Genomic DNA, 19,844 nt, shown 5'->3' with positions numbered 1-19,844 from the left:
TCGTCATCTTGAACCTGGTTCAGGAATCTAAGATATTAGAAGCTGAAACAAGTTCAGCTTGACGGTAACAAGACTTTCCAGGCCTTTTTATTTTATATGATTAAGCTTTATGCAAAGGGAAAGTTTGCCAACAGATTTTAATTCTTAGAGCTTGTCTCTAAATTTGCGTTTAGGTTACGCTTTATGGTTTGGTAGAATCGTTCTATATCATAAGGTTTTACGATAATATCATTCATTCCGGCTGCGAAGATTTCATTTCTTACTTCTTCAATTTCTACTGCAGTAAGTGCAACAATGGGTACGTCTTTACTCAGGTTTCTAATGCGCTGGGTAGTTTCCATACCATTAATTCCCGGCATATTTAGATCCATTAAAATAAGATCAAAATCCATGGCAGTAACTCTTTCAATAGCTTCTACCCCGTTGCCAACAACCACGCATTCAAAATTCTGTTTCTCTAATATTCGTCGCGTTACAACCTGGTTTATTCGATTGTCATCTACAATAAGTATTTTTTGTTTTTCTTTTAGATTATCCAAATATACTTCGTGCGCAAATCCAGCTTTTTTTGTTGAAGATTTATCTTCTTTAAGGCTTAAACTAAAACAAAAAACAGAACCTTCTCCTTCTTTACTTTTTAAATGAATTTGAGATTCAAATAACTGTAATAGGCGTTTTACTATAGGCAAACCTAAGCCGGTTCCCTGGTAATTATAATTTGAAGGTTTAAGCTGAGAAAATTCTTCAAAAATTAATTTTTGTTTGCTTTTTGGAATACCAATTCCGTCATCTTTTACTTCAAAATAGATTATCGCCCTATCCTCTATCTTAGCCTGTAACTCTACATTTATATAAATGTTACCATTTTCGGTAAACTTCACCGCATTTCCCACCAGGTTCATTAAAATTTGAGAAAGCCTTACGGGGTCTCCAATAAGATTTTGGGGTACGTTTTCATCTATATTATAATGTACCTTATTCTTGTTCTGGAGTCGCGTAAATTCAAAAGTATTTACAATACTTAATATTAATTCATGAAGATTAAATGAAACATTTTCCAGTTTTACCTGTTTAGATTCCATTTTATTCATTTGCAGCACGTCATTAATTAGCGCCAAAAGATAATCGGCTGAGAATTTTAAGGATTTTAAATCGCTTTCGTGTTTCTTCAGGCTTTTATCATCCAGCAATAACGAGGTAAGTCCTACTACCCCATAGAGCGGGGTTCTTAACTCGTGACTTACCGTAGAGAAAAACTGGCTTTTCAGCATAGATAAACGTTCTGCTTCTTCTTTAGCCGAAAATAATTCGCTGTTTTTATTTTTTAGTTGGGAAATTAGCTTTTTCCTTGTATTGTTATTTCTAACAAGCAGGATTATAAAAAATAACATCACGATTAAAGAAATAATCATGATTATAGAATTTTGCTGAGATTTGGCAATTACCTCATCTTTATACTTTTGCTCCCTTTTGGCTATTTCAAGATTTTCGCGATAGCGCTTGGTTTCAAACCGCGCCTGCGCAGCTTCCATTTGTTCCAGCTTTTCCTTTTCATAAAGTTCAGCATCGTATTCTATGTACTTATCTAACGCGTTATAAGCTTCTTTAAATTCGTTATTTTTAAACAAAGCTTCAGCATAACCATCATAAGCCGTTACCGCCTCATAATACAGGGAATCTTTTTCAGCTATTTTAATAGCTTTTTCATAATATTTTTTAGATTCTTCTAAATTCTCTTTTCCTAAATAGTAGGTTCCAAAAAGGGACGCAACCTGGCTTAGCATATAAGGATCTTTGATATCTTCTACCAGTTTTTCGACTTTTTTTAGATAGGGATAAGCTTCATCATACTCTTCTAAATATAGATGAGTCCAGCCTTTATTCATAAGCGGTGTGGCTCTACTATCTGCATCTTCAAGGTTAGACGCAGCTTTTATCGCTTTATCGTAATATGCAAAACCCTGGTCTATAGTTTGCTTGTTGGAAGTAAACATATTACCAAGATTGTTGTATGCCCACCAAAGTAAAGTATCGTTCTCTACAATCTTAGCATACTTAAGCGCGTTTTCATAACTTTCTTTCGCCCTTATAGTATCATACAATTCATCGTACGTAATTCCCAGGTTATTATAGCCGTGGTAAAGGTGGTAGTAATCTTTTTCTTCCTCAGCAAGCTCAATTAAGTTAAAGGAATAATCAATGGCCTTGTTATATTCATAGGAATACATGGCATCTGTAGATAAGTCTAGTAGTTGCTTAATACTATCACAGCTTTCACTTTCTTTAGACTGTGAGAAAGCAAGGCCGGATACCAGGGAAATTAGTAAAACAGAAATGTATTTTATACTCAATTATTTTCCATGTTAAGTTCTTACCCAGGGGCTATAGGTTATGTTAAATTAACTTTTTTTTAATATTTGACCAACCAATAGTTCCCTTAATTTTAGGATTCCTCTTAAAACGGTAAAAGTTTTGTCAAAAAAGATATTTTTTTAAAAATCCTTATTTCCTTTTAAAAAGACCAATAATATTAAGTATCTATCTTTTTTAAGATAGATAAATTTAGTGCTGAAAATTCCCGATTTATTAGCCTTACTTTCTAAGACTGAAACTGTGTAGAGATTAGAGAAAGTTCCCTTTTTATTCAGAAAACAATCTTGAGCTATATAACTTATTCCAACACGCGACTTCGATTTAACGAGCCGTTGTAGCGAACAAATTATTTAATGTATGAGACAAACCTCAGGGCATTTTAATCTCAATTATCTAATAAAAATAGCAGGTAATTATGTTTCAATATAGATTAAGTTAGGTTGTAAATTGGGAGCCGAAAATTACTCTATTTTAGCGAATTACACAAAATTTTTAATACCTGGCGGCATTATTATTATAATTACACGCTCTCATAAAAATATATTTTTATCTTTAAATTATGCAATATCCCTGGCACTTTTACCTAATGGGCGCGATGTACATCGTAGCCGGTATTATTCACTTTATAAAACCTAAAATGTATATGCGAATTATGCCGCGTTATTTACCGGCGCATAAACCACTGGTTTTTTTAAGCGGATTGGCAGAAATTTTTCTGGGTTTTCTACTCTTTTTTCCTGAAACCAAAGACCTGGCAATCTACGGGATTATTTTAATGCTCGTAGTTTTTCTACTTGTGCATTTTTACATGCTTTCATCCAAAAAAGCCGGCCCGGGAATCCCAAAATGGGCTTTAATTTTAAGAATACCGTTACAGTTTTTTCTAATGTATTGGGCCTGGTTTTATTTACAATTATAAAGATGAAGTCTAAAATTTTTAGCTTGCCACAAGCAGAATTAGAATATTTCCCCCATTTTCTTAAGACTGAAAAGGCCAATCTTTTATTCGAAAAATTGCTGAAGGAAGTTTCCTGGCAACAGCAAAATATTAAACTCTTCGGAAAAGAAATTCCGCAGCCACGTTTAACCGCTTTTTTTGCTGAAAAAGGAATTTCTTATACCTATTCGGGCCTACAATTAAAACCCGAAACTTTTTCAGCTGAAATTTTAGATCTAAAACAAAAAACCGAAGAAATTTCCGGCTTTGAATTCAATACCTGCCTGGCAAATCTTTATCGCGATGGAAACGACAGTATGGGCTGGCACGCCGATGACGAACAAGTTTTAGGCACAAACCCCGTCATTGCTTCTATAAGCCTGGGCGGCGTTCGTAGCTTTCAGTTTAAACATAAAACCAAAAACCTGAAAGAAAAAATTGAACTTCAGCACGGCAGCCTCTTAATTATGAAAGGCAGTATGCAACATTATTGGAAACACCAGCTGCCAAAAACCAAAAAAGAAGTTTCACCCAGAATTAATCTAACTTTTAGAAAAATTCAATAAAAAAAGCCATTGTAGAAGTTTCCACAATGGCTTTTTTGAATGTTTGGACTCAAATTATCCGTAAATCTCGTTTAATATTTTTGCCAAACGAATTCCGCCTTTTTGCAGTTGCTGCAAAACAGTAGGCAGGTGATGATACATATATTCATAACCTAATTTCTCCCCCATTTCAACTGAATCATAAAGCTCGCTTGCCATTTCACCAGACTCATACACCCAATCTATAACTTCTCCTTCTTCAATAGCTTTAATTTGAGCTCTGCTTAATTGTTTGGTATTTGCTGCAAGCTCGGTATAGCTCATTTGGTAAGAATCTATCATCTGGCTATCCCAAACCCGGTGAATGTTAGATCCCTCGTTATACCAACGAACCTGCACATCATTACCGCCTTTATCGGCAGCTCTTCCCACGTGAAAAGGTTGGTGAAGGTCACCTACAAAATGAACCAGCATTTTCAGATAAAACTGCCTGTCTTCTTTTGAAGCATTTTCATCTTTTAATACCTCTTTACATTTTAAAATAGCCTGATAAAGATCTCCTTTTGGGTTGGCGGTTTTCTCATTATATTGAGTTTGTCCTTCGGCTAAATTCACATAATGCCAGGGGCCATATTGCCTAAAATCTGGGTCACTTTTAATATCATCGGCATAATTCGCCACAAAGGCCAAACTTTGTCCGTTTAGAATTTTATCTATTGCTTTTTTAGCTTTTTTATTTAAATAATTTTCGGCGATTTCTCCTGTAGCCCTGTGCCCGGTTTTCCCCCAATCATTATCATTCGAGAAACCGGTGTTTCCAATTATAACCAACAAAGCAAATAGCAGTAATTTTTTCATTTATTGAAATTTTAAAGATTAAGAAGATATAGGTGAATCTCCTTTAGATTTTCGGCAAATATAGCAAAGCCCAAATTTTTAATATGTTAAATTTTTCTGAGTTAAAAATTAATGCAATATATTTATGATATCATTTTAATATCAACCAATTTTAAATATTATGACTCAGGAAAAAGATCTCCATGCTTCAAACGGCTATATTATGTTGTTTGTTTTTCTATTATTATTCTTCGGAAGCATTATCGGTTTTATTATTTTAAATAATGCGTGGTTTATTTTAGGAATCATTATTTCGCTTTTTATCCTACCGGGGCTAATCCTGGTAAATCCAAATGGCTCCCGAGTGCTTTTACTCTTTGGTGATTACAAGGGAACGGTTAAAAAGAACGGACTCTTTTGGGTGAACCCATTTTACACCAAAAAGAAAATTTCTTTAAGGGCCCGAAACTTTGATAGCGAACGCCTAAAAGTGAACGACAAGCTGGGGAACCCGGTAATGATAAGTACCATCCTGGTTTGGCGGGTTCGTGACACCTATAAAGCTTCTTTTGATGTAGATAATTATGAAAATTTTGTGGTGGTACAAACCGATGCTGCAGTTAGAAAACTTGCCAGTCTCTATCCTTATGATAATTTTGCAGACGAAGGCTTAGACGAGGATATCACCTTGCGTTCTAGCGTAAACGAAGTAAGTGACGCCCTGGAAAAAGAGCTCGAAGAACGTTTAAATATTGCCGGAATTGAAGTTTTGGAAGCAAGAATTGGTTACCTGGCGTATGCTAATGAGATTGCCAGCGCAATGCTTAAACGCCAGCAAGCAACCGCAATAGTTGCCGCCCGTCATAAAATTGTACAGGGTGCCGTGGGAATGGTAGAGATGGCGTTACACCAGTTAAGCGAAAAGAATCTTGTAGATCTTGATGCCGAAAGACGTGCCGCTATGGTAAGCAATTTAATGGTGGTACTTTGTAGCGATAAAGATGCAACGCCGGTGGTAAACGCGGGCACTTTAAATCATTAGAAATTGTATGAGAAATTCTATCCTCAGCATATTCTTAATTTTCTTCGGAAGTTTTATTGTTTCCGCACAAGAAACATTTACCGAAGAAGAAATTACGGTAGATAAATTTACCGACGGAACCCTTACATCTCCTTCTGAAGTTGAAAATCCATCACTGGTAATTTTCATTCAGGGTTCGGGGCCTACAAATCGGGATGGGAATTCTCTCGAAGGGATGAATAATAAAAGTGATTTTGCTAAAAAAATCGCACACGAATTAGCAGCTGAAGGAATTGCAAGTTTCAGATTTGATAAACGTATCATGAAAGCGAAGGAGTTAAATTTAGATTCACTTTCGTTTGAAGACCTTATACTGGATGTTGAAAATATTTTAATTCACTTTAAAAAAAAACAGAAATTTCAGCAATATAATTATTGCCGGGCATAGCCAGGGCTCTTTAATAGGCATTTTGGCTGCAAAAAATAATGCCGATGCCCTTATTTCTATTGCCGGTGCGGGAGAAAGTATAGACCATATTCTGGCTGCACAACTTTCGGCTCAATTACCTCAGCTTAAAGATGATATTGAGCAAACCCTGAAAGAGATAAAAGAAAATGGAAGTACTTCTGAATATCCTCCAATATTAGGTTCGTTTTTTAGTCCTAAAAACCAGGCTTTTTTAGCTTCCTGGATAAAATATGATCCTGCTGAAGAAATTGCAAAAATGCAAATTCCTGTTTTGATTATAAACGGAACAAATGATGCCCAGGTAAAGAAAGAACAGGCTGAATTACTGCATACAGCAGCCAAAAATTCAGAATTAGTTTTATTAGAAGATATGAACCACGTTTTTAGAAAAGTCAGTTCTAAAGATTTGACTAAAAACTATCAAACTTATAATAATCCTGAATTACCATTGCATCCCGAAATAATTCCGGTTTTAACCGATTTTATTAAGAATCTGGAAAATAAATAAAATGAGTAATAAAAAAGCATTCGCCCTAAGAGTTGATGAGAAGATGCTGAAAGCCATTGAAAAATGGGCTGCTGATGAATTCAGGAGTACCAATGGGCAGATTGAGTGGATGCTAAATAAGGCCCTAAAAGAAGCAAAACGTCACCCAAAAAATAAAAAAGAAGAAGAATAATGCAATATAAGATCGTTTTTTCAGACATAGATGGAACCCTACTAAACCACGACCGGGAATTATCTCCCAACACAATTTCAACAATAAAAAATTTAAAAGACAGTTTACCATTCGTGCTTATTTCAGCCCGAATGCCAGCAGCAATGAGACATTTGCAAGCCGATCTTGAAATAAAAGAACAGCCTATTATTTGTTACAACGGCGGATTAATTTTGGTAGACGGGAAAGCTATAAGCTCTACTGAAATTCCTTTAAATACGCTGGAAAATCTTTCTGATTTCAATAAAAAAATGAACTGCCATTTAAGTTTATATAATAGTGACGAATGGTACGTGCCGCAATACGACCAGTGGGCGGCACGCGAAGAAAATAACACAAAAGTAAAGCCCGAACTTAGATCTAACCGCGAAGTAATTTCAGAATGGAAGAAAGATAACAAAGGAGCTCATAAAATTATGGCAATGGGAGACGAAGCCCATATTGATAAAATTAAAGATTATTTATCAGAGAATTTTCCTGGAGAACTTCATTTATACCGTTCCAAACCTACCTATCTTGAAATTGCCAATAAAAAGATTTCAAAACTTACGGCTATTAAATTTTTATTGAAAAATCATTTCAATCTAACGCCAGAGCAAAGTATTGCTTTTGGAGATAATTATAATGATGTAGAAATGATAAAAGGCGTAGGAATGGGCGTTGCCGTTGGTAATGCTAGAAAAGAAGTTTTGGAAGTTGCTAATATTGTTACCCAAAGCGGAAAGGAAGATGGCGTAGCCAATAGCCTAAAAGAGTTGTTTCAAATCTAACAGAAGGATTCCCGTAATTCTTTAAGAAGAGTTTAAGAAAAATTGTATTTTGGCGCCGCTTATAAAAAATTTCTATGGAAGATACTCCCGTTTTTACCAATGATGCTATAGTCTTTGGACTTTTAATGCTCGCTTTGGGTTTTGTGTTTTATACCTCTTCTAAAGAAGCTGGTTTCTGGAAAAAATTCTATGGCATTGTACCGGCTCTTTTAATGTGCTATTTAATTCCCGCAATCTTTAATTCCCTGGGACTTATAGACGATGGTACTTCTCAACTTTACTATGTAGCCAGTAGATTCCTATTGCCGGCTGCCCTTGTTTTAATGACTTTAAGCATAGACCTGAAAGCAATTTTCAACCTAGGTCCAAAAGCCTTAATTATGTTTTTTGCGGGTACGGTAGGAATTATTGTAGGTGGGCCGCTAGCTATTCTAATTGTTTCAGCCATTTCTCCGGAAACAGTGGGTGGTGTTGGTCCCGATGCTATTTGGCGTGGTCTCTCTACCATTGCCGGTAGTTGGATTGGTGGTGGCGCAAACCAGGCTGCTATGCTGGAAATTTACGAATACAACCCTGATCTATACGGCGGCATGGTCTTAGTAGATATTGTAGTAGCCAACCTCCTTATGGCAGGACTGTTAATGGGAATTGGTAAAACCGAAAAAATTGATAAATGGCTAAAAGCCGATAATTCAGCAATTACAGAACTTAAAAACAAAGTTTCTAATTATGCTGAAAGTGTAACCAGAAATCCCAACCTACCCGATTATATGATTATGCTTGCCCTGGCCTTTGTAACGGTGGGAATTGCACATTGGGGAGCCGATGAAATTTCGGTATATCTATCTTCAAATTTTGAAATTTTTAATGATAGTAAAAGTGCGCTTTCATCCTTTTCCTCTTCCTTCTTTTGGATGATCACCATCGCTACCGCAATTGGAATAGGGCTTTCGTTTACACGATTCAAAACCTACGAAGGTGCGGGAGCAAGTAAGTTAGGCAGTATTTTTATTTATATTTTGGTAGCTACCATAGGTATGAAAATGGACCTTGGGATGGTATTCGATAATCCAGGACTAATTGGTATTGGACTTATTTGGATGTCTATTCACGTTATTTTTCTCTTTGGTACCGCAAAACTCATTAAAGCACCTTACTTTTTCCTCGCTGTAGGAAGTCAGGCTAACGTTGGTGGTGCAGCCTCGGCCCCTGTTGTAGCTGCGGCATTTCACCCTTCCCTGGCAACCGTTGGAGTTTTATTAGCCGTATTTGGATACGTAGTTGGAACCTATGGAGCAATTCTTACTACTATTTTAATGCAAATCGCCGCCGGGAGTTAGTTTAAAATAGAAAATTATAAGATATTTGCCGCCTAAATCAGAAACCTGAAACCAGCAAGTTGCCGGAGAGTAAATATAGGAGTTCACAGTATGAATTATTAGCTTGTGATAAATTCCCAATACCAGAGAAAATTATAAAACACATGAAAAAATTAAGCATTCTTTTATTGGCTATTATCGCCCTTACTTCCTGTAATAATAAAGAAAGCAACTTAATAGTAAATGCCAATATTGACGGCCTAAAAAAAGGAACCGTTTATCTTCAAAAGATAGAGGATACTCTTATGATTGATGTAGACTCAGTAGCAATTGACGGCAATGCTAATATAACCCTGGAAACCTATATAGGGAGCCCTCAAATGATGTATCTCTATCTTAAAAAAGTAAGCAACTCTCAATATGACGACCGTATAGATTTTTTTGCTGAAGAAGGTGAAGTAACCATCAACACTACTTTAGAGAATTTTGTGACCGATGCTGAAATTATCGGCGCTAAAAATCAGGAAAAATTAGAAGAATATCGCACAATGATGCAACGCTTCAACGATAAAAACCTGGAACTTATTCAGCAAAACTTTGAAGCCCAACGCGATGAAAACGAAGAACAGCTGATTGACGTGAATAAACAGTATGAAAGTTTACTTAAACGTAAATATCTTTACACCGTTAATTTTGCGATTAACAATAAAGACCTGGAAATAGCTCCTTATCTCGCTCTTTCTGAAGTTTTTGATGCTAACATTAAGTATTTAGATACCATCTATAAATCTTTAGAGCCAAAGGTGAAAAAATCTATGTACGGGAAAGAATTGAAAGATTTCCTTGAAGAAAGACGGGAGGAAGAAGAAGCAAGCGAAAGCGTTGAACCCGTAGAAACTGAAGAAAACGATATTAGTTAATTCAGCGTCTTAACTTAATAATCTTAAAGCCCGAAATATTAATTTCGGGCTTTTTTATTACCTCATTAATAATACTGCAGCCAATTCATTTATATTTCCGCAATAAAAACTTATACTTGTTGTCCTATTCAATTTAATAACAATATAACCTTGCAAAATTCTTTAAAATGAGTGCTCCAAACAAAAACCGATGGCTTATTGCCGCTTCGGCAGTTTTTATTCATATTTCAATAGGTGCTGCTTACGCCTACAGTGTTTATACCCAACCCCTTGTAGAAACCAAGGGCTGGTCTATGGCATCGGTTACCACCGCCTTTACCATAATGATGGTTCTTGGTGGAGGATCTGCTGCATTATTCGGAAAATTTGTAGAGCGAAGCGGCCCAAAGAAATCGGCTATGCTGGCCGCAGTTTTATTTGGTTTAGGCCAGGCGGGATCGGGATTTGCCATTTCAATGGATTCATTAACAGGATTTCTACTATCCTATGGTTTATTAAGCGGACTCGGCCTTGGAATTGGTTATATAGCGCCAGTTTCAACCTTAGTAAAATGGTTCCCAGACAAAAGAGGTTTAGCCACAGGAATGGCTGTTCTGGGATTTGGTACCGGAGCTCTGGTAACTGCTCCTGTTGCAGCGAGTTTAATAGAATCTATAGGAATTAGTACTACTTTTTACATTTTAGGAGCCTCTTATTTCATTTTAATGATGCTTGGCGCTTCTTATATCGCACCACCGCCCAAAAACTGGATGCCAACGGGAATGGAAGCAGCGGTAAAAGCCGGGACCAAAAAAATAAAAAGAGATCTGTCGCAAGCTACATCTGGTGAAGCCGTTAGAACCAAGCATTTCTGGATGCTTTGGACGATGATGCTTATAAACACCAGCGCAGGAATTATGATGATTTCTGTAGCTTCGCCAATGGCTCAAAATATCGTTGGCCTCTCAGCCGGTGCAGCAGCTACTATGGTAGGAATTATGGGGATTTTTAATGGCGGAGGAAGATTAGGTTGGGCTGCCGCTTCAGATTATATTTCGCGCCCTAAAGTGTTTATTATTTTCTTTATAATTCAGCTCGTGGCTTTTATCACCCTGCCAATTATTACAAGTGCTCTTATTTTTCAAATATTTATTTTTCTTGTAGTAAGTTGTTATGGTGGCGGATTTTCTAATCTCCCGGCCTTTATTGGCGATCTTTTTGGCACGAAAGAACTTGGAGCAATTCACGGTTATTTATTAACTACCTGGTCTTTGGGCGGACTTATTGGTCCCACCCTGGTCTCGCAAATCTATACCCGTACCGGAAGTTACATTCCCGTTTTCTATGTTTTTACTGCTTTAATCATCGTGGCATTAATTATTAGTTTAGTGCTAGACAGAAGTGTAAAAAAAGTTAGAACCGAGCATAAAGAACTCGAGTATAAAACCTCAACATCTGAGTGAAATATTACCATAGATTAATTAAATCTCCCGAGCTTTAATATTTTTTTGGGTAAGATTGGTTTGGTATTTTTCTAAGTTTGAGAAAAACCAGGCTATGAATCAAAAAGTACTCAAAGAGAATAACTACGATCTTATTTGTGTAGGTGGCGGTATAATGAGCGCTACACTCGCTTTAATGTTGAAGTTAATAGATCCTAAAATCAAAATAATTATTTTTGAAAAGCTGGGCGAAGTATCTAAAGAAAGTTCTGGCGCGTGGAATAATGCCGGCACCGGGCATTCGGCACTTTGTGAACTTAATTATACCCCAGAAAATGCTGATGGTAGCATAGATATTAGTAAAGCAATCGAAATTTTTAGTCAGTTTGAAACCAGCAAACAATTTTGGGCTTACCTGGTAGACCAAAAGCTTATAAAAGATCCTGAAAACTTTATTCATTCAGTTCCACATCATAGCTGGGTGCAGGGAGATGATAATATCAATTTTCTTAAAAAACGATTTGAAATTCTTTCCCAAACACCCATGTTTGAGAAAATGAAATTTTCTGAAGATTCAGAGAAATTAAAAGAATGGATTCCCTTAATTACGAAAGGCCGTGAGAATGAGAAAATGGCTGCAACGCGAATGGAAATTGGCACTGAAGTTAATTTTGAAACACTCTCACAACAATATTTTAAAGTTCTGGAAGAACAATTTGATGTACCGGTTTTAAGAAATACCGATGTTTTAGATGTAGATCCCGATGAAACCCTGGAATGGACGGTAGAAGCTCAAAATCTAGATTCAGGTAAAGTTACATATTATGATGCCGAACATGTTTTTATAGGGGCCGGCGGCGGCGCATTGCCACTACTACAAAAAGTAGAAATAGAGGAAAAAGACGGGTATGGTGGATTCCCTGTAGATGGCCAGTGGCTGGTTTGCAAAAACCGGGAAGTTATAGACCAACATTGGGCTAAGGTTTACAGTAAAGCAGGACCAGATGCTCCCCCAATGTCTACTCCTCACCTTGATACGAGATATATTAATGGAAAGAAGGAATTACTTTTTGGGCCCTTTGCCGGTTTCACAACTAAATTCTTAAAAGAAGGTTCTAAATTAGATCTTCCAAAAAGTATAAATAAAGAAAATATTCCTTCTATGTGGGGAGTTTTTTGGCATAATTTACCGCTTACAAAATACCTGATGAAACAAGTCACTATGGATCATTCAGACCGAATGGAAGATCTTAGGGTTTTTATAAAAGACGCCAGGCCGGAAGACTGGGAATTAAAAGTAGCAGGAAAACGGGTTCAAATTATTAAAAAAGATGAAGAACAGGGTGGAATTCTGGAATTTGGAACCGATGTAGTTCACAGCAAAGATGGTTCTATTACCGCTTTACTGGGCGCCTCGCCGGGAGCTTCAGTAGCGGTTTCTATAATGCTGAATGTAATTAATATTGCTTTTCCTGAAAAAATAAAATCTAAAGAATGGGAGGAAAAACTTTCAAAAATGATTCCTTTCTGGAATAAAGAAATTGAAGAAAATATAAAAGAATTTAAAAAAGTACAGGCAAATTCTTCTAAAAAACTGGAGTTGGATGTTTTACATTAGATAGCTACAACAAGTTTAACCAGAATTTTCCAGTATAAACCAAGCTATATTAAAAGCCTGGCCACACGTCAAGCTGAACTTGTTTCAGCTTCTAACTTGTTTTGATAGCTGCAACTTAGATTCTAAAAATAAATTCAGGATGACGTTTAAAGGATTCCATAAAAAAACCTCTCAAAAAATTGAGAGGTTTTTAGAGCCGATGGAGGGACTCGAACCCACGACCTGCTGATTACAAATCAGCTGCTCTAGCCAGCTGAGCTACATCGGCAACTTAAATTTCTATAAAGCGTTTATTTTCGCGATTAAAGCTTCAGCTTTTGCTTCCAGCTCTTTTGATATCGCTTTAAAATGTTGCTTTTTATTCTCTACATCTTTTTGGTTGATCTTAGTGATCAACTCATCAAAATCTGCAATGGCTTCGTCTACAATCGCTTCAGTTTTAGATGCGTCATCAGGGTTAGCCATTTGATGTATGTATGCTGCATCAATAATGTCTCCCATTACGTAATTCACATCTCTTTTTAATAATCTCTTACTTGCCATATCACTTAAATTTCGGCTGCGAATTTAGGCTATTTTTCAATACAAATTACAGCAAGACTAAAATTATTTTTCCTGAATTTTCTTTAATGAATTAAGTGCCTCGGGAATATGCTGTGAAGCTCCCATACTATTAAATCTATGGATCAATCTTTTATTCTTATCAAAAACAAAAGTTTCCCTACCCGGAAGCAAGCCCAATAAACCTGCTTTTACCCCAAACGACTGTCTCGCTCGCTTTTCCTTATCAGAAAGTAACACAAACGGAAGTTGATGTTTAGTAGCAAATTTTTTATGAGAGTTTTCATTATCTGTACTTATCCCAATTACTTCTGCTCCCAAATCCTGAAATTCTTCATAATGATCTCTAAAACTACAGGCTTCTTTGGTACAACCGGGAGTAAAATCTTTTGGATAGAAAAAGATTACCAAAGCTTTATCTTCTACCCTGGAAAAATGGTAGTTTTCCCCGTCCTGATCTTTTAAAGTTAACCTCGGTAATTTATCTCCAATTTTAAGTGCCATCTATTCTCCTTTATAGGTTACGTAATTTCTTGGAGTTTCGTATAAAGTGATCTCCAAATCGAGCTCAGGTTTTAATTTCTCCCTTATTTTATTCCAAATTACTACCGCAATATTTTCAGCCGTAGGATTTAGATTGTTAAAAGGTGGCACCTCCTCGTTTAAGTTCTTATGGTCAAAAGGTACTTCAACTTCTTCATAAATAAGATCCTTAAGTCGTTTTAGATCCATTACAAAACCGGTTTCCGGGTCTATTTCACCGGTAACCTTTACAATTAGATCATAATTGTGCCCGTGATAATGCGGGTTACTGCATTTCCCAAAAACCTGGAGGTTCTTTTCATCACTCCAATCTTTGCGATATAACCTATGCGCCGCATTAAAATGAGCTTTTCTATGTACGCTTAATCTCATTTTTGAATACTTGAATAATATTTGTCAAAAATAATCTTGAACCATTCGGTATAAACACCGGGATTTACTTCCATATCAGATTTTATAGCATCCAGGCTCATCCATTTCCAACTGGCCACTTCATCGGGATTAGGGTTGGGATCATCTTCATAATTCCCAATCAAAATATAATCGAATTCGTGCTCTGTAAGTCCGTTATCAAAAGGCGCTTTATAAATAAAAGACATAATCTCTTTTAAATCTGTGCTAAAGCCCATTTCTTCCTGAAGCCTTCTTTTTCCCGCAGCAACATTACTCTCCCCTTCTCTTTGGTGGCTACAACAAGTGTTAGTCCATAATCCTGGAGAATGATATTTAGCATGTGCGCGTTGCTGGATCATTAACTCACCCTTTTCATTAAAAACAAAGACTGAAAATGCCCGATGAAGTAAAGCTTTTTCGTGAGCTTCTATCTTCTCCATCACACCAATTTGCTCGTCGTTTTCGTTTACTAATATTACTTTATCTGTTCCCATTTTTTTCTTTGAGTGCCAAATGTACGAAATGAAGCGGGGGTTTTACAAGTCTACATTTCCTAAAATTATGTTGAATTATTTACAAGTAAAATCCTTTAAAATTCATTCTTTGCGTAAATATCACAATCTATAGCCAGAATAAATTCTGATCTTCTATTTTCTTCGTGTCCGGTTTCAGTACAATTACTGTTATTTCCACAATTATTTAAAAGCTCTGTTTCACCATATCCTCTCCCCGTAATTCGGTCTTTAGAAATTCCTTTTTCGGTTAAATACTTAAATGTGGCTTCAACCCTTCTTTCCGAAAGTTGCATATTATAGCTATCATTTGCCCGGCTATCGGTATGCGACCTAATATCAAGCAATAATTCTGGGTGAGTTTTCATAAATGTCGCAATACTATCCAGGGCCTGGGTATCACTTTTTCTAATTTCGGCTTTATCCAAATCAAAATGAATAGGTTTTAGGCGCAATATTCCCGCAAGATCATCGCCTACTTTAGCATCCAACACCGGCCTACCTTCCAAATTTCCGAATTCCAGTACATTCTTTCTTCGTTTAATCTCTGTGGCATAAAAACTCCAGTTAAAGAAAGCCCGCAATGCTGCAATATTTGAAGATTCTTTTCCATAAATACTATGCCCTGCCTGGTACATAACCAATCCATTTTCTGGGTTTCCAAAAGCAGGACCATAAGCTGTAACTACCGCGGTATCTTCAGCTATCTCAGGAATATCTGGCGCATCTTCATCTATTACAATTTTCTTTGTTTCTTTTCGCCATCTGTTAATTTTCTTCGGAAGAAAAATTCTTTCAGAACCATTAAGATGTGCAGCATCTGGGCTGCCAATGTATTGCGCAACAGGATCTGCCGGTAGTAAGTTTAGATAAGGGGGCGTGCCGTGTCTATGCTTTTTATAGGGAATTAAACCTGCACTTTGAGCTCCGGGAAACCCGGAACTCAAAAAATTTAACTGAATAAATTCTGTGCTATCACTCTCTTTCAGCTTAATATTTCCGGTAAGATTTTCTAAAATACTTACGGCGTGACAACCGGCCCATATTGCACCTTTATATTTACTATTCCAATTATAAAGATTTTTATGGGTTGAAAAAGCAGGATCGGCATGGGGCATTACAAAAATATCATCACAAACTCCAAGATCTTCCGGAGACTTCCAGTTTTTACTACTATTCCCACCATAAGCTTCTTCAGGAATTGCCGCCGCTTTAAAAAACGGTACAGCTATATAACCATTTTCTCTATCCAGTGTCCATCTTGGAGCGACCGATAGGCTGGTAAAAACTGGCATGCGAATAGCTTCTTCTGAATAAATTCCCACAATTCCTTTCTTTTCCCAGGCTGCAATTAAGTTTCTAATATCTTCTGTGATATAAGAAACCGGAATAATAAAAGCACTCCCTTTAAAATCAGTATCCTTATAAGTAAAATCTACCCCGTCTTTTTCTTTCTGGGGGTTAATGATCCATTTTACTTCAATTTTTTCATTTTTAAGCAAGTTATAGAGCAATCCATAAGCCTGCAAAGAATTCTCTTCGGTTTGGGGTTTTGAGCCCATATTTATCACATATGCACCAGGAGCTATTACCTGTTCAGTTCCCTGCCCAAAGCAATGGTAGCCCAGAAATAGCAAACTCAAAAAAACTATTAATCTTATAAAATACTGCCCCATAATTGTAAAATTACTGAATGTTTTTAAAGTCGTAAGTTTTTAATAGATTTTTACTGAAATGCTGAAGGCGCTTCCCCAAAGGAGTAGATAATTTATCCTTAAATTTCTTCAAAATAATAGTACTTTTGCTGCTCTAAATTTTATAGATGAAAAGTTTTCAAAAAGAACTAAAACGAAGAAGAACTTTTGGGATTATTTCTCACCCCGATGCCGGTAAAACCACGCTTACTGAGAAATTGCTACTTTTTGGTGGTGCTATCCAGGAAGCCGGGGCGGTAAAATCTAACAAGATTAAAAAAGGCGCTACAAGTGACTTTATGGAGATTGAACGCCAAAGGGGAATTTCGGTAGCGACTTCGGTTTTAGCTTTTGAATATAAAGATATTAAAATCAATATCCTGGATACTCCGGGCCACAAGGATTTTGCTGAAGATACTTTTAGAACCTTAACGGCTGTAGATAGCGTTATTGTGGTAATAGATGTTGCAAAAGGTGTAGAGGAACAAACTGAAAAACTGGTTGAAGTTTGTAGGATGCGAAACATCCCGATGATTGTTTTTATCAATAAAATGGACCGGGAAGGGAAAGATGCCTTTGAATTACTGGATGAAATTGAACAAAAATTAAATCTAACTGTAACTCCTTTAAGCTACCCAATTGGAATGGGTTACGACTTTAAAGGAATCTATAATATTTGGGAGAAAAATGTAAACTTGTTTACCGGTGATCCTAAAAAAGATATTGAAGATACTATTGAAATCTCTGATTTATCATCAAAAGAATTAGACGAACTTATAGGAAACAAAGCAGCCGATAATTTAAGAGAAGAACTGGAACTTGCCCAGGGTGTTTACCCTGAATTCGATAAAGAAGCTTATCTGGAAGGCCGATTACAACCCGTGTTTTTTGGTTCTGCTTTAAATAATTTTGGAGTTCGTGAATTGTTAGATTGCTTTATTAACATCGCTCCAACTCCAAGACCAAAAGAAAGTGAAGAACGCCTGGTAAAACCAGACGAAGATAAATTTACCGGTTTTGTGTTTAAGATTCACGCGAATATGGATCCTAAACACCGTGACAGGCTGGCTTTTGTAAAGATCGTTTCCGGAAAGTTTGAAAGAAATAAAGCTTATTTGCACGTAAGGCATAATAAAAATCTTAAGTTTTCCAGCCCAAACGCCTTTTTTGCTGAAAAGAAAGAAATTGTAGATGTTTCTTATCCCGGTGATATTGTAGGCTTACACGATACCGGAAATTTCAAAATTGGTGATACACTTACCGAAGGTGAAAATTTAAATTACCGCGGAATTCCAAGTTTCTCTCCAGAACATTTTAGATATATCAACAACGCCGACCCAATGAAATCCAAACAGCTCGCTAAAGGAGTTGACCAGTTGATGGATGAAGGTGTAGCGCAGCTTTTTACATTAGAACTCAACGGAAGAAAGATTATTGGAACAGTGGGAGCGCTTCAGTTTGAGGTTATTCAATATAGATTGGAACACGAGTATGGCGCCAAATGTACCTACGAAAATCTAAACGTTTACAAAGCAACCTGGGTTGAAGCCGAAGATGAAAAAAGCGAAGAATTTAAAGATTTTAAGCGTTTAAAAGCTAAATTCCTTGCGAAGGATAAAAAGGGACAATTGGTATTCTTAGCAGATTCCCAATTTTCATTACAAATGACGCAGGACAAGTATCGTTCAATTAAATTCCATTTTACTTCAGAATTTTAAGTTTCTGATTCTAAACCAGTAATGCTTAGATTGAAAGAAACCTATTAGTACGCTGTGTTTAATAGGACTTAATTTCATATATTTTCAGCATAATTAAGGTTTATGAATCAATTAGATGAATTTGTCTCCCAATTTGCTTCGGCGGTTTGGGGACTTCCTTTGGTAATTTTATTAATTGGCGGCGGACTTTATCTGCTTATTTTATCTAATTTTCTTCCCTTTCGATATTTAGGACATTCCTTAGACCTTTTACGGGGAAAATATAATAACCCTAATGATCCCGGGGAAATCAATCATTTCCAATCACTTTCAACTGCCCTCTCCTCTACCGTAGGAATGGGAAATATTGCCGGCGTAGCCGTGGCTATCGCTTTAGGTGGCCCAGGAGCTATTTTTTGGCTTTGGGTAAGTGCGGTTGTTGGTATGGCGACTAAATTTTTTACCAACACCCTGGCGGTTATGTACAGAGGTAAAGATACGCAGGGAAATATCCAGGGTGGCGTGATGTATTTTATTGAAGAAGGTCTTGGAAAGAAATGGAAGTTTATGGCCATCTTTTTTAGTGTTGCTGGCCTTATTGGAGCATTACCGGTTTTCAATGTAAACCAGCTTACGCAGGCTATTAATTTTATTCTTTTAGAACCTAATAATATTCCCACCGGTTTTGGTACAAACCTTATTATCGGGATTATTTTAGTCATCCTTACTTCAGTGGTAATTCTTGGTGGATTACAGCGAATTAGCAAAACTGTTTCAAGATTGGTACCTGCAATGGTAGCCCTCTATTTTGTTTCGGTAATTATTATATTAATCGTTAATTACGATGTTGTTCCCTATTATTTCTCTACTATTTTCACTGATGCTTTTGCTGCCGAAAATTATAAAGGGGAACCTATGCTTGGCGGCGTTCTTGGAGGCTTAATAATCCTTGGAGTAAGAAGAGGTGCTTTTTCTAATGAAGCAGGGATAGGAACCGCCACAATGGCTCACGGAGCGAGTAAAACCTCTGAACCTGTGCGAGAAGGATTAGTAGCAATGTTGGGGCCGGCAATTGATACGCTGGTGGTTTGTACACTTACTGCCCTATGTATCCTGGTAACGGGAATTTGGCAGACTACAGATGTAAATGGTGTAAGCCTTACCGCAGCCGCTTTTGAAGATTCTATTCCTTATGTGGGAGATTACCTGCTATTACTTTGTATAGCCGCTTTTAGTATTTCCTCTTTGTTCTCCTTCTCTTACTACGGAACAAAATGTCTTTCTTACCTGGCAGGGGCAGAAAACAAACATTATTACAACTATTTTTATATTATTAGTATCCTCTTAGGTGCAACTACTTCTTTAAGTATGATGATTAATTTAATTGATGGCTTTTTCGCTTTAATGGCAATACCAACGATGATCTCTACTTTAATCCTTGCGCCAAAAGTGATGAAAGCTGCGCGAATTTATTTTAAGAAATATAAAGATTAGG

General features: G+C 36.7%; 20 protein-coding genes and 1 tRNA gene. 13 read left to right on the top strand and 8 right to left on the bottom strand.

All coding sequences use genetic code 11. The features are described 5' to 3' along the window. Positions 1–137 precede the first annotated feature (137 nt). The gene (locus J0871_RS08030; protein ID WP_208224732.1) at positions 138–2,351 is read right to left on the bottom strand and encodes a response regulator; all 2,214 of its coding nucleotides are present in this window, start codon (positions 2,349–2,351) and stop codon (positions 138–140) included. Between the two features lie 581 nt (positions 2,352–2,932). Between J0871_RS08030 and J0871_RS08025 the strand changes: the two genes are divergently transcribed. Continuing rightward, entirely contained in the window at positions 2,933–3,292 is a 360-nt protein-coding gene (locus J0871_RS08025) for a MauE/DoxX family redox-associated membrane protein (protein ID WP_208224730.1), read from the top strand. Between the two features lie 2 nt (positions 3,293–3,294). After that, positions 3,295–3,876 carry an alpha-ketoglutarate-dependent dioxygenase AlkB gene (locus J0871_RS08020; RefSeq protein ID WP_208224729.1) on the top strand — a complete coding sequence of 194 codons (582 nt, stop codon included), beginning with the start codon at positions 3,295–3,297 and terminating at the stop codon, positions 3,874–3,876. A gap of 54 nt (positions 3,877–3,930) precedes the next feature. Here J0871_RS08020 and J0871_RS08015 read toward each other — a convergent pair whose 3' ends face one another. Then, positions 3,931–4,713: a S1/P1 nuclease gene (locus J0871_RS08015; RefSeq protein WP_208224727.1), complete on the bottom strand. Its 783-nt coding sequence runs from the start codon at positions 4,711–4,713 to the stop codon at positions 3,931–3,933. Positions 4,714–4,873: 160 nt separating this feature from the next. On the opposite strand from J0871_RS08015, the gene J0871_RS08010 reads away from it, so the two are divergent. The 9 genes from J0871_RS08010 to mqo all read left to right on the top strand — a co-directional run bounded on the left by J0871_RS08010 (position 4,874) and on the right by mqo (position 12,949). Then, positions 4,874–5,734, top strand: a complete 861-nt coding sequence (locus J0871_RS08010; protein WP_075326019.1) for an SPFH domain-containing protein — start codon at positions 4,874–4,876, stop codon at positions 5,732–5,734. A 7-nt stretch (positions 5,735–5,741) separates the two neighbouring features. After that, positions 5,742–6,161 carry a hypothetical protein gene (locus J0871_RS17300; protein WP_243870434.1) on the top strand — a complete coding sequence of 140 codons (420 nt, stop codon included), beginning with the start codon at positions 5,742–5,744 and terminating at the stop codon, positions 6,159–6,161. A 22-nt stretch (positions 6,162–6,183) separates the two neighbouring features. After that, on the top strand, positions 6,184–6,690 hold the full coding sequence (locus tag J0871_RS17295) for an alpha/beta hydrolase (RefSeq protein WP_243870433.1): 507 nt from the start codon (positions 6,184–6,186) through the stop codon (positions 6,688–6,690). Between the two features lies 1 nt (position 6,691). Then, positions 6,692–6,862 carry an Arc family DNA binding domain-containing protein gene (locus tag J0871_RS08000; protein WP_075326017.1) on the top strand — a complete coding sequence of 57 codons (171 nt, stop codon included), beginning with the start codon at positions 6,692–6,694 and terminating at the stop codon, positions 6,860–6,862. Then, the gene (locus tag J0871_RS07995; RefSeq protein ID WP_208224725.1) at positions 6,862–7,671 is read left to right on the top strand and encodes an HAD family hydrolase; all 810 of its coding nucleotides are present in this window, start codon (positions 6,862–6,864) and stop codon (positions 7,669–7,671) included. Before J0871_RS08000 ends, J0871_RS07995 begins: the two co-directional genes overlap by 1 nt. A 74-nt stretch (positions 7,672–7,745) precedes the next feature. Next, positions 7,746–9,011 (top strand): DUF819 family protein, encoded by a 1,266-nt coding sequence (locus J0871_RS07990; protein ID WP_075326015.1) that lies wholly within the window; start codon positions 7,746–7,748, stop codon positions 9,009–9,011. A 143-nt stretch (positions 9,012–9,154) separates the two neighbouring features. Next, entirely contained in the window at positions 9,155–9,910 is a 756-nt protein-coding gene (locus J0871_RS07985; RefSeq protein ID WP_075327927.1) for a DUF4369 domain-containing protein, read from the top strand. Positions 9,911–10,077: 167 nt separating this feature from the next. Continuing rightward, on the top strand, positions 10,078–11,352 hold the full coding sequence (locus tag J0871_RS07980) for an OFA family MFS transporter (RefSeq protein WP_208224723.1): 1,275 nt from the start codon (positions 10,078–10,080) through the stop codon (positions 11,350–11,352). 94 nt (positions 11,353–11,446) lie between these two features. Further along, positions 11,447–12,949, top strand: a complete 1,503-nt coding sequence (gene mqo, locus J0871_RS07975) for a malate dehydrogenase (quinone) (protein WP_208224721.1) — start codon at positions 11,447–11,449, stop codon at positions 12,947–12,949. Positions 12,950–13,143: 194 nt separating this feature from the next. Here mqo and J0871_RS07970 read toward each other — a convergent pair. The 6 genes from J0871_RS07970 to J0871_RS07945 form a co-directional block, all read right to left on the bottom strand. Then, a tRNA-Thr gene (locus J0871_RS07970) sits at positions 13,144–13,217 on the bottom strand. A gap of 11 nt (positions 13,218–13,228) precedes the next feature. Next, positions 13,229–13,492, bottom strand: a complete 264-nt coding sequence (locus tag J0871_RS07965; protein WP_075326012.1) for a hypothetical protein — start codon at positions 13,490–13,492, stop codon at positions 13,229–13,231. A 63-nt stretch (positions 13,493–13,555) separates the two neighbouring features. After that, entirely contained in the window at positions 13,556–14,014 is a 459-nt protein-coding gene (locus J0871_RS07960; protein ID WP_208224719.1) for a peroxiredoxin, read from the bottom strand. Further along, on the bottom strand, positions 14,015–14,425 hold the full coding sequence (locus tag J0871_RS07955) for a 6-carboxytetrahydropterin synthase (RefSeq protein WP_208224717.1): 411 nt from the start codon (positions 14,423–14,425) through the stop codon (positions 14,015–14,017). Beyond that, entirely contained in the window at positions 14,422–14,940 is a 519-nt protein-coding gene (idi, locus tag J0871_RS07950) for an isopentenyl-diphosphate Delta-isomerase (protein ID WP_075326009.1), read from the bottom strand. The genes J0871_RS07955 and idi overlap by 4 nt, the downstream gene beginning before the upstream one ends. Positions 14,941–15,035: 95 nt before the next feature. Beyond that, positions 15,036–16,634: an OmpA family protein gene (locus J0871_RS07945; protein WP_208224715.1), complete on the bottom strand. Its 1,599-nt coding sequence runs from the start codon at positions 16,632–16,634 to the stop codon at positions 15,036–15,038. 146 nt (positions 16,635–16,780) lie between these two features. On the opposite strand from J0871_RS07945, the gene J0871_RS07940 reads away from it, so the two are divergent. Further along, a complete protein-coding gene (locus tag J0871_RS07940) occupies positions 16,781–18,370 on the top strand; it encodes a peptide chain release factor 3 (protein ID WP_075326007.1) in 1,590 nt (529 codons plus the stop codon). A 102-nt stretch (positions 18,371–18,472) separates the two neighbouring features. Beyond that, positions 18,473–19,843: an alanine/glycine:cation symporter family protein gene (locus J0871_RS07935; protein ID WP_208224713.1), complete on the top strand. Its 1,371-nt coding sequence runs from the start codon at positions 18,473–18,475 to the stop codon at positions 19,841–19,843. Position 19,844: the final 1 nt, after the last annotated feature.

Origin of the sequence: Salegentibacter sp. BDJ18 (assembly GCF_017579965.1) — a bacterium.
In the GTDB taxonomy this organism is placed as follows: Bacteria; Bacteroidota; Bacteroidia; order Flavobacteriales; family Flavobacteriaceae; genus Salegentibacter.
Note: the sequence above shows the minus strand (reverse complement) of the source record. Positions and strands in the feature narration are given on the sequence as shown.

Excerpts from the sequence above, each read along its gene's own strand:
- J0871_RS07945 (WP_208224715.1), bottom strand. The coding sequence starts at position 16,634 with ATGGGGCAGTATTTTATAAGATTAATAGTTTTTTTGAGTTTGCTATTT.
- J0871_RS07960 (WP_208224719.1), bottom strand. The coding sequence starts at position 14,014 with ATGGCACTTAAAATTGGAGATAAATTACCGAGGTTAACTTTAAAAGAT.
- J0871_RS08010 (WP_075326019.1), top strand. The coding sequence starts at position 4,874 with ATGACTCAGGAAAAAGATCTCCATGCTTCAAACGGCTATATTATGTTG.
- J0871_RS08020 (WP_208224729.1), top strand. The coding sequence starts at position 3,295 with ATGAAGTCTAAAATTTTTAGCTTGCCACAAGCAGAATTAGAATATTTC.
- J0871_RS08025 (WP_208224730.1), top strand. The coding sequence starts at position 2,933 with ATGCAATATCCCTGGCACTTTTACCTAATGGGCGCGATGTACATCGTA.
- J0871_RS17300 (WP_243870434.1), top strand. The coding sequence starts at position 5,742 with ATGAGAAATTCTATCCTCAGCATATTCTTAATTTTCTTCGGAAGTTTT.
- J0871_RS07990 (WP_075326015.1), top strand. The coding sequence starts at position 7,746 with ATGGAAGATACTCCCGTTTTTACCAATGATGCTATAGTCTTTGGACTT.
- J0871_RS07940 (WP_075326007.1), top strand. The coding sequence starts at position 16,781 with ATGAAAAGTTTTCAAAAAGAACTAAAACGAAGAAGAACTTTTGGGATT.
- J0871_RS07980 (WP_208224723.1), top strand. The coding sequence starts at position 10,078 with ATGAGTGCTCCAAACAAAAACCGATGGCTTATTGCCGCTTCGGCAGTT.
- J0871_RS07965 (WP_075326012.1), bottom strand. The coding sequence starts at position 13,492 with ATGGCAAGTAAGAGATTATTAAAAAGAGATGTGAATTACGTAATGGGA.
- J0871_RS07935 (WP_208224713.1), top strand. The coding sequence starts at position 18,473 with ATGAATCAATTAGATGAATTTGTCTCCCAATTTGCTTCGGCGGTTTGG.
- J0871_RS07985 (WP_075327927.1), top strand. The coding sequence starts at position 9,155 with ATGAAAAAATTAAGCATTCTTTTATTGGCTATTATCGCCCTTACTTCC.
- J0871_RS08000 (WP_075326017.1), top strand. The coding sequence starts at position 6,692 with ATGAGTAATAAAAAAGCATTCGCCCTAAGAGTTGATGAGAAGATGCTG.
- J0871_RS07955 (WP_208224717.1), bottom strand. The coding sequence starts at position 14,425 with ATGAGATTAAGCGTACATAGAAAAGCTCATTTTAATGCGGCGCATAGG.
- mqo (WP_208224721.1), top strand. The coding sequence starts at position 11,447 with ATGAATCAAAAAGTACTCAAAGAGAATAACTACGATCTTATTTGTGTA.
- J0871_RS08015 (WP_208224727.1), bottom strand. The coding sequence starts at position 4,713 with ATGAAAAAATTACTGCTATTTGCTTTGTTGGTTATAATTGGAAACACC.
- J0871_RS07995 (WP_208224725.1), top strand. The coding sequence starts at position 6,862 with ATGCAATATAAGATCGTTTTTTCAGACATAGATGGAACCCTACTAAAC.
- idi (WP_075326009.1), bottom strand. The coding sequence starts at position 14,940 with ATGGGAACAGATAAAGTAATATTAGTAAACGAAAACGACGAGCAAATT.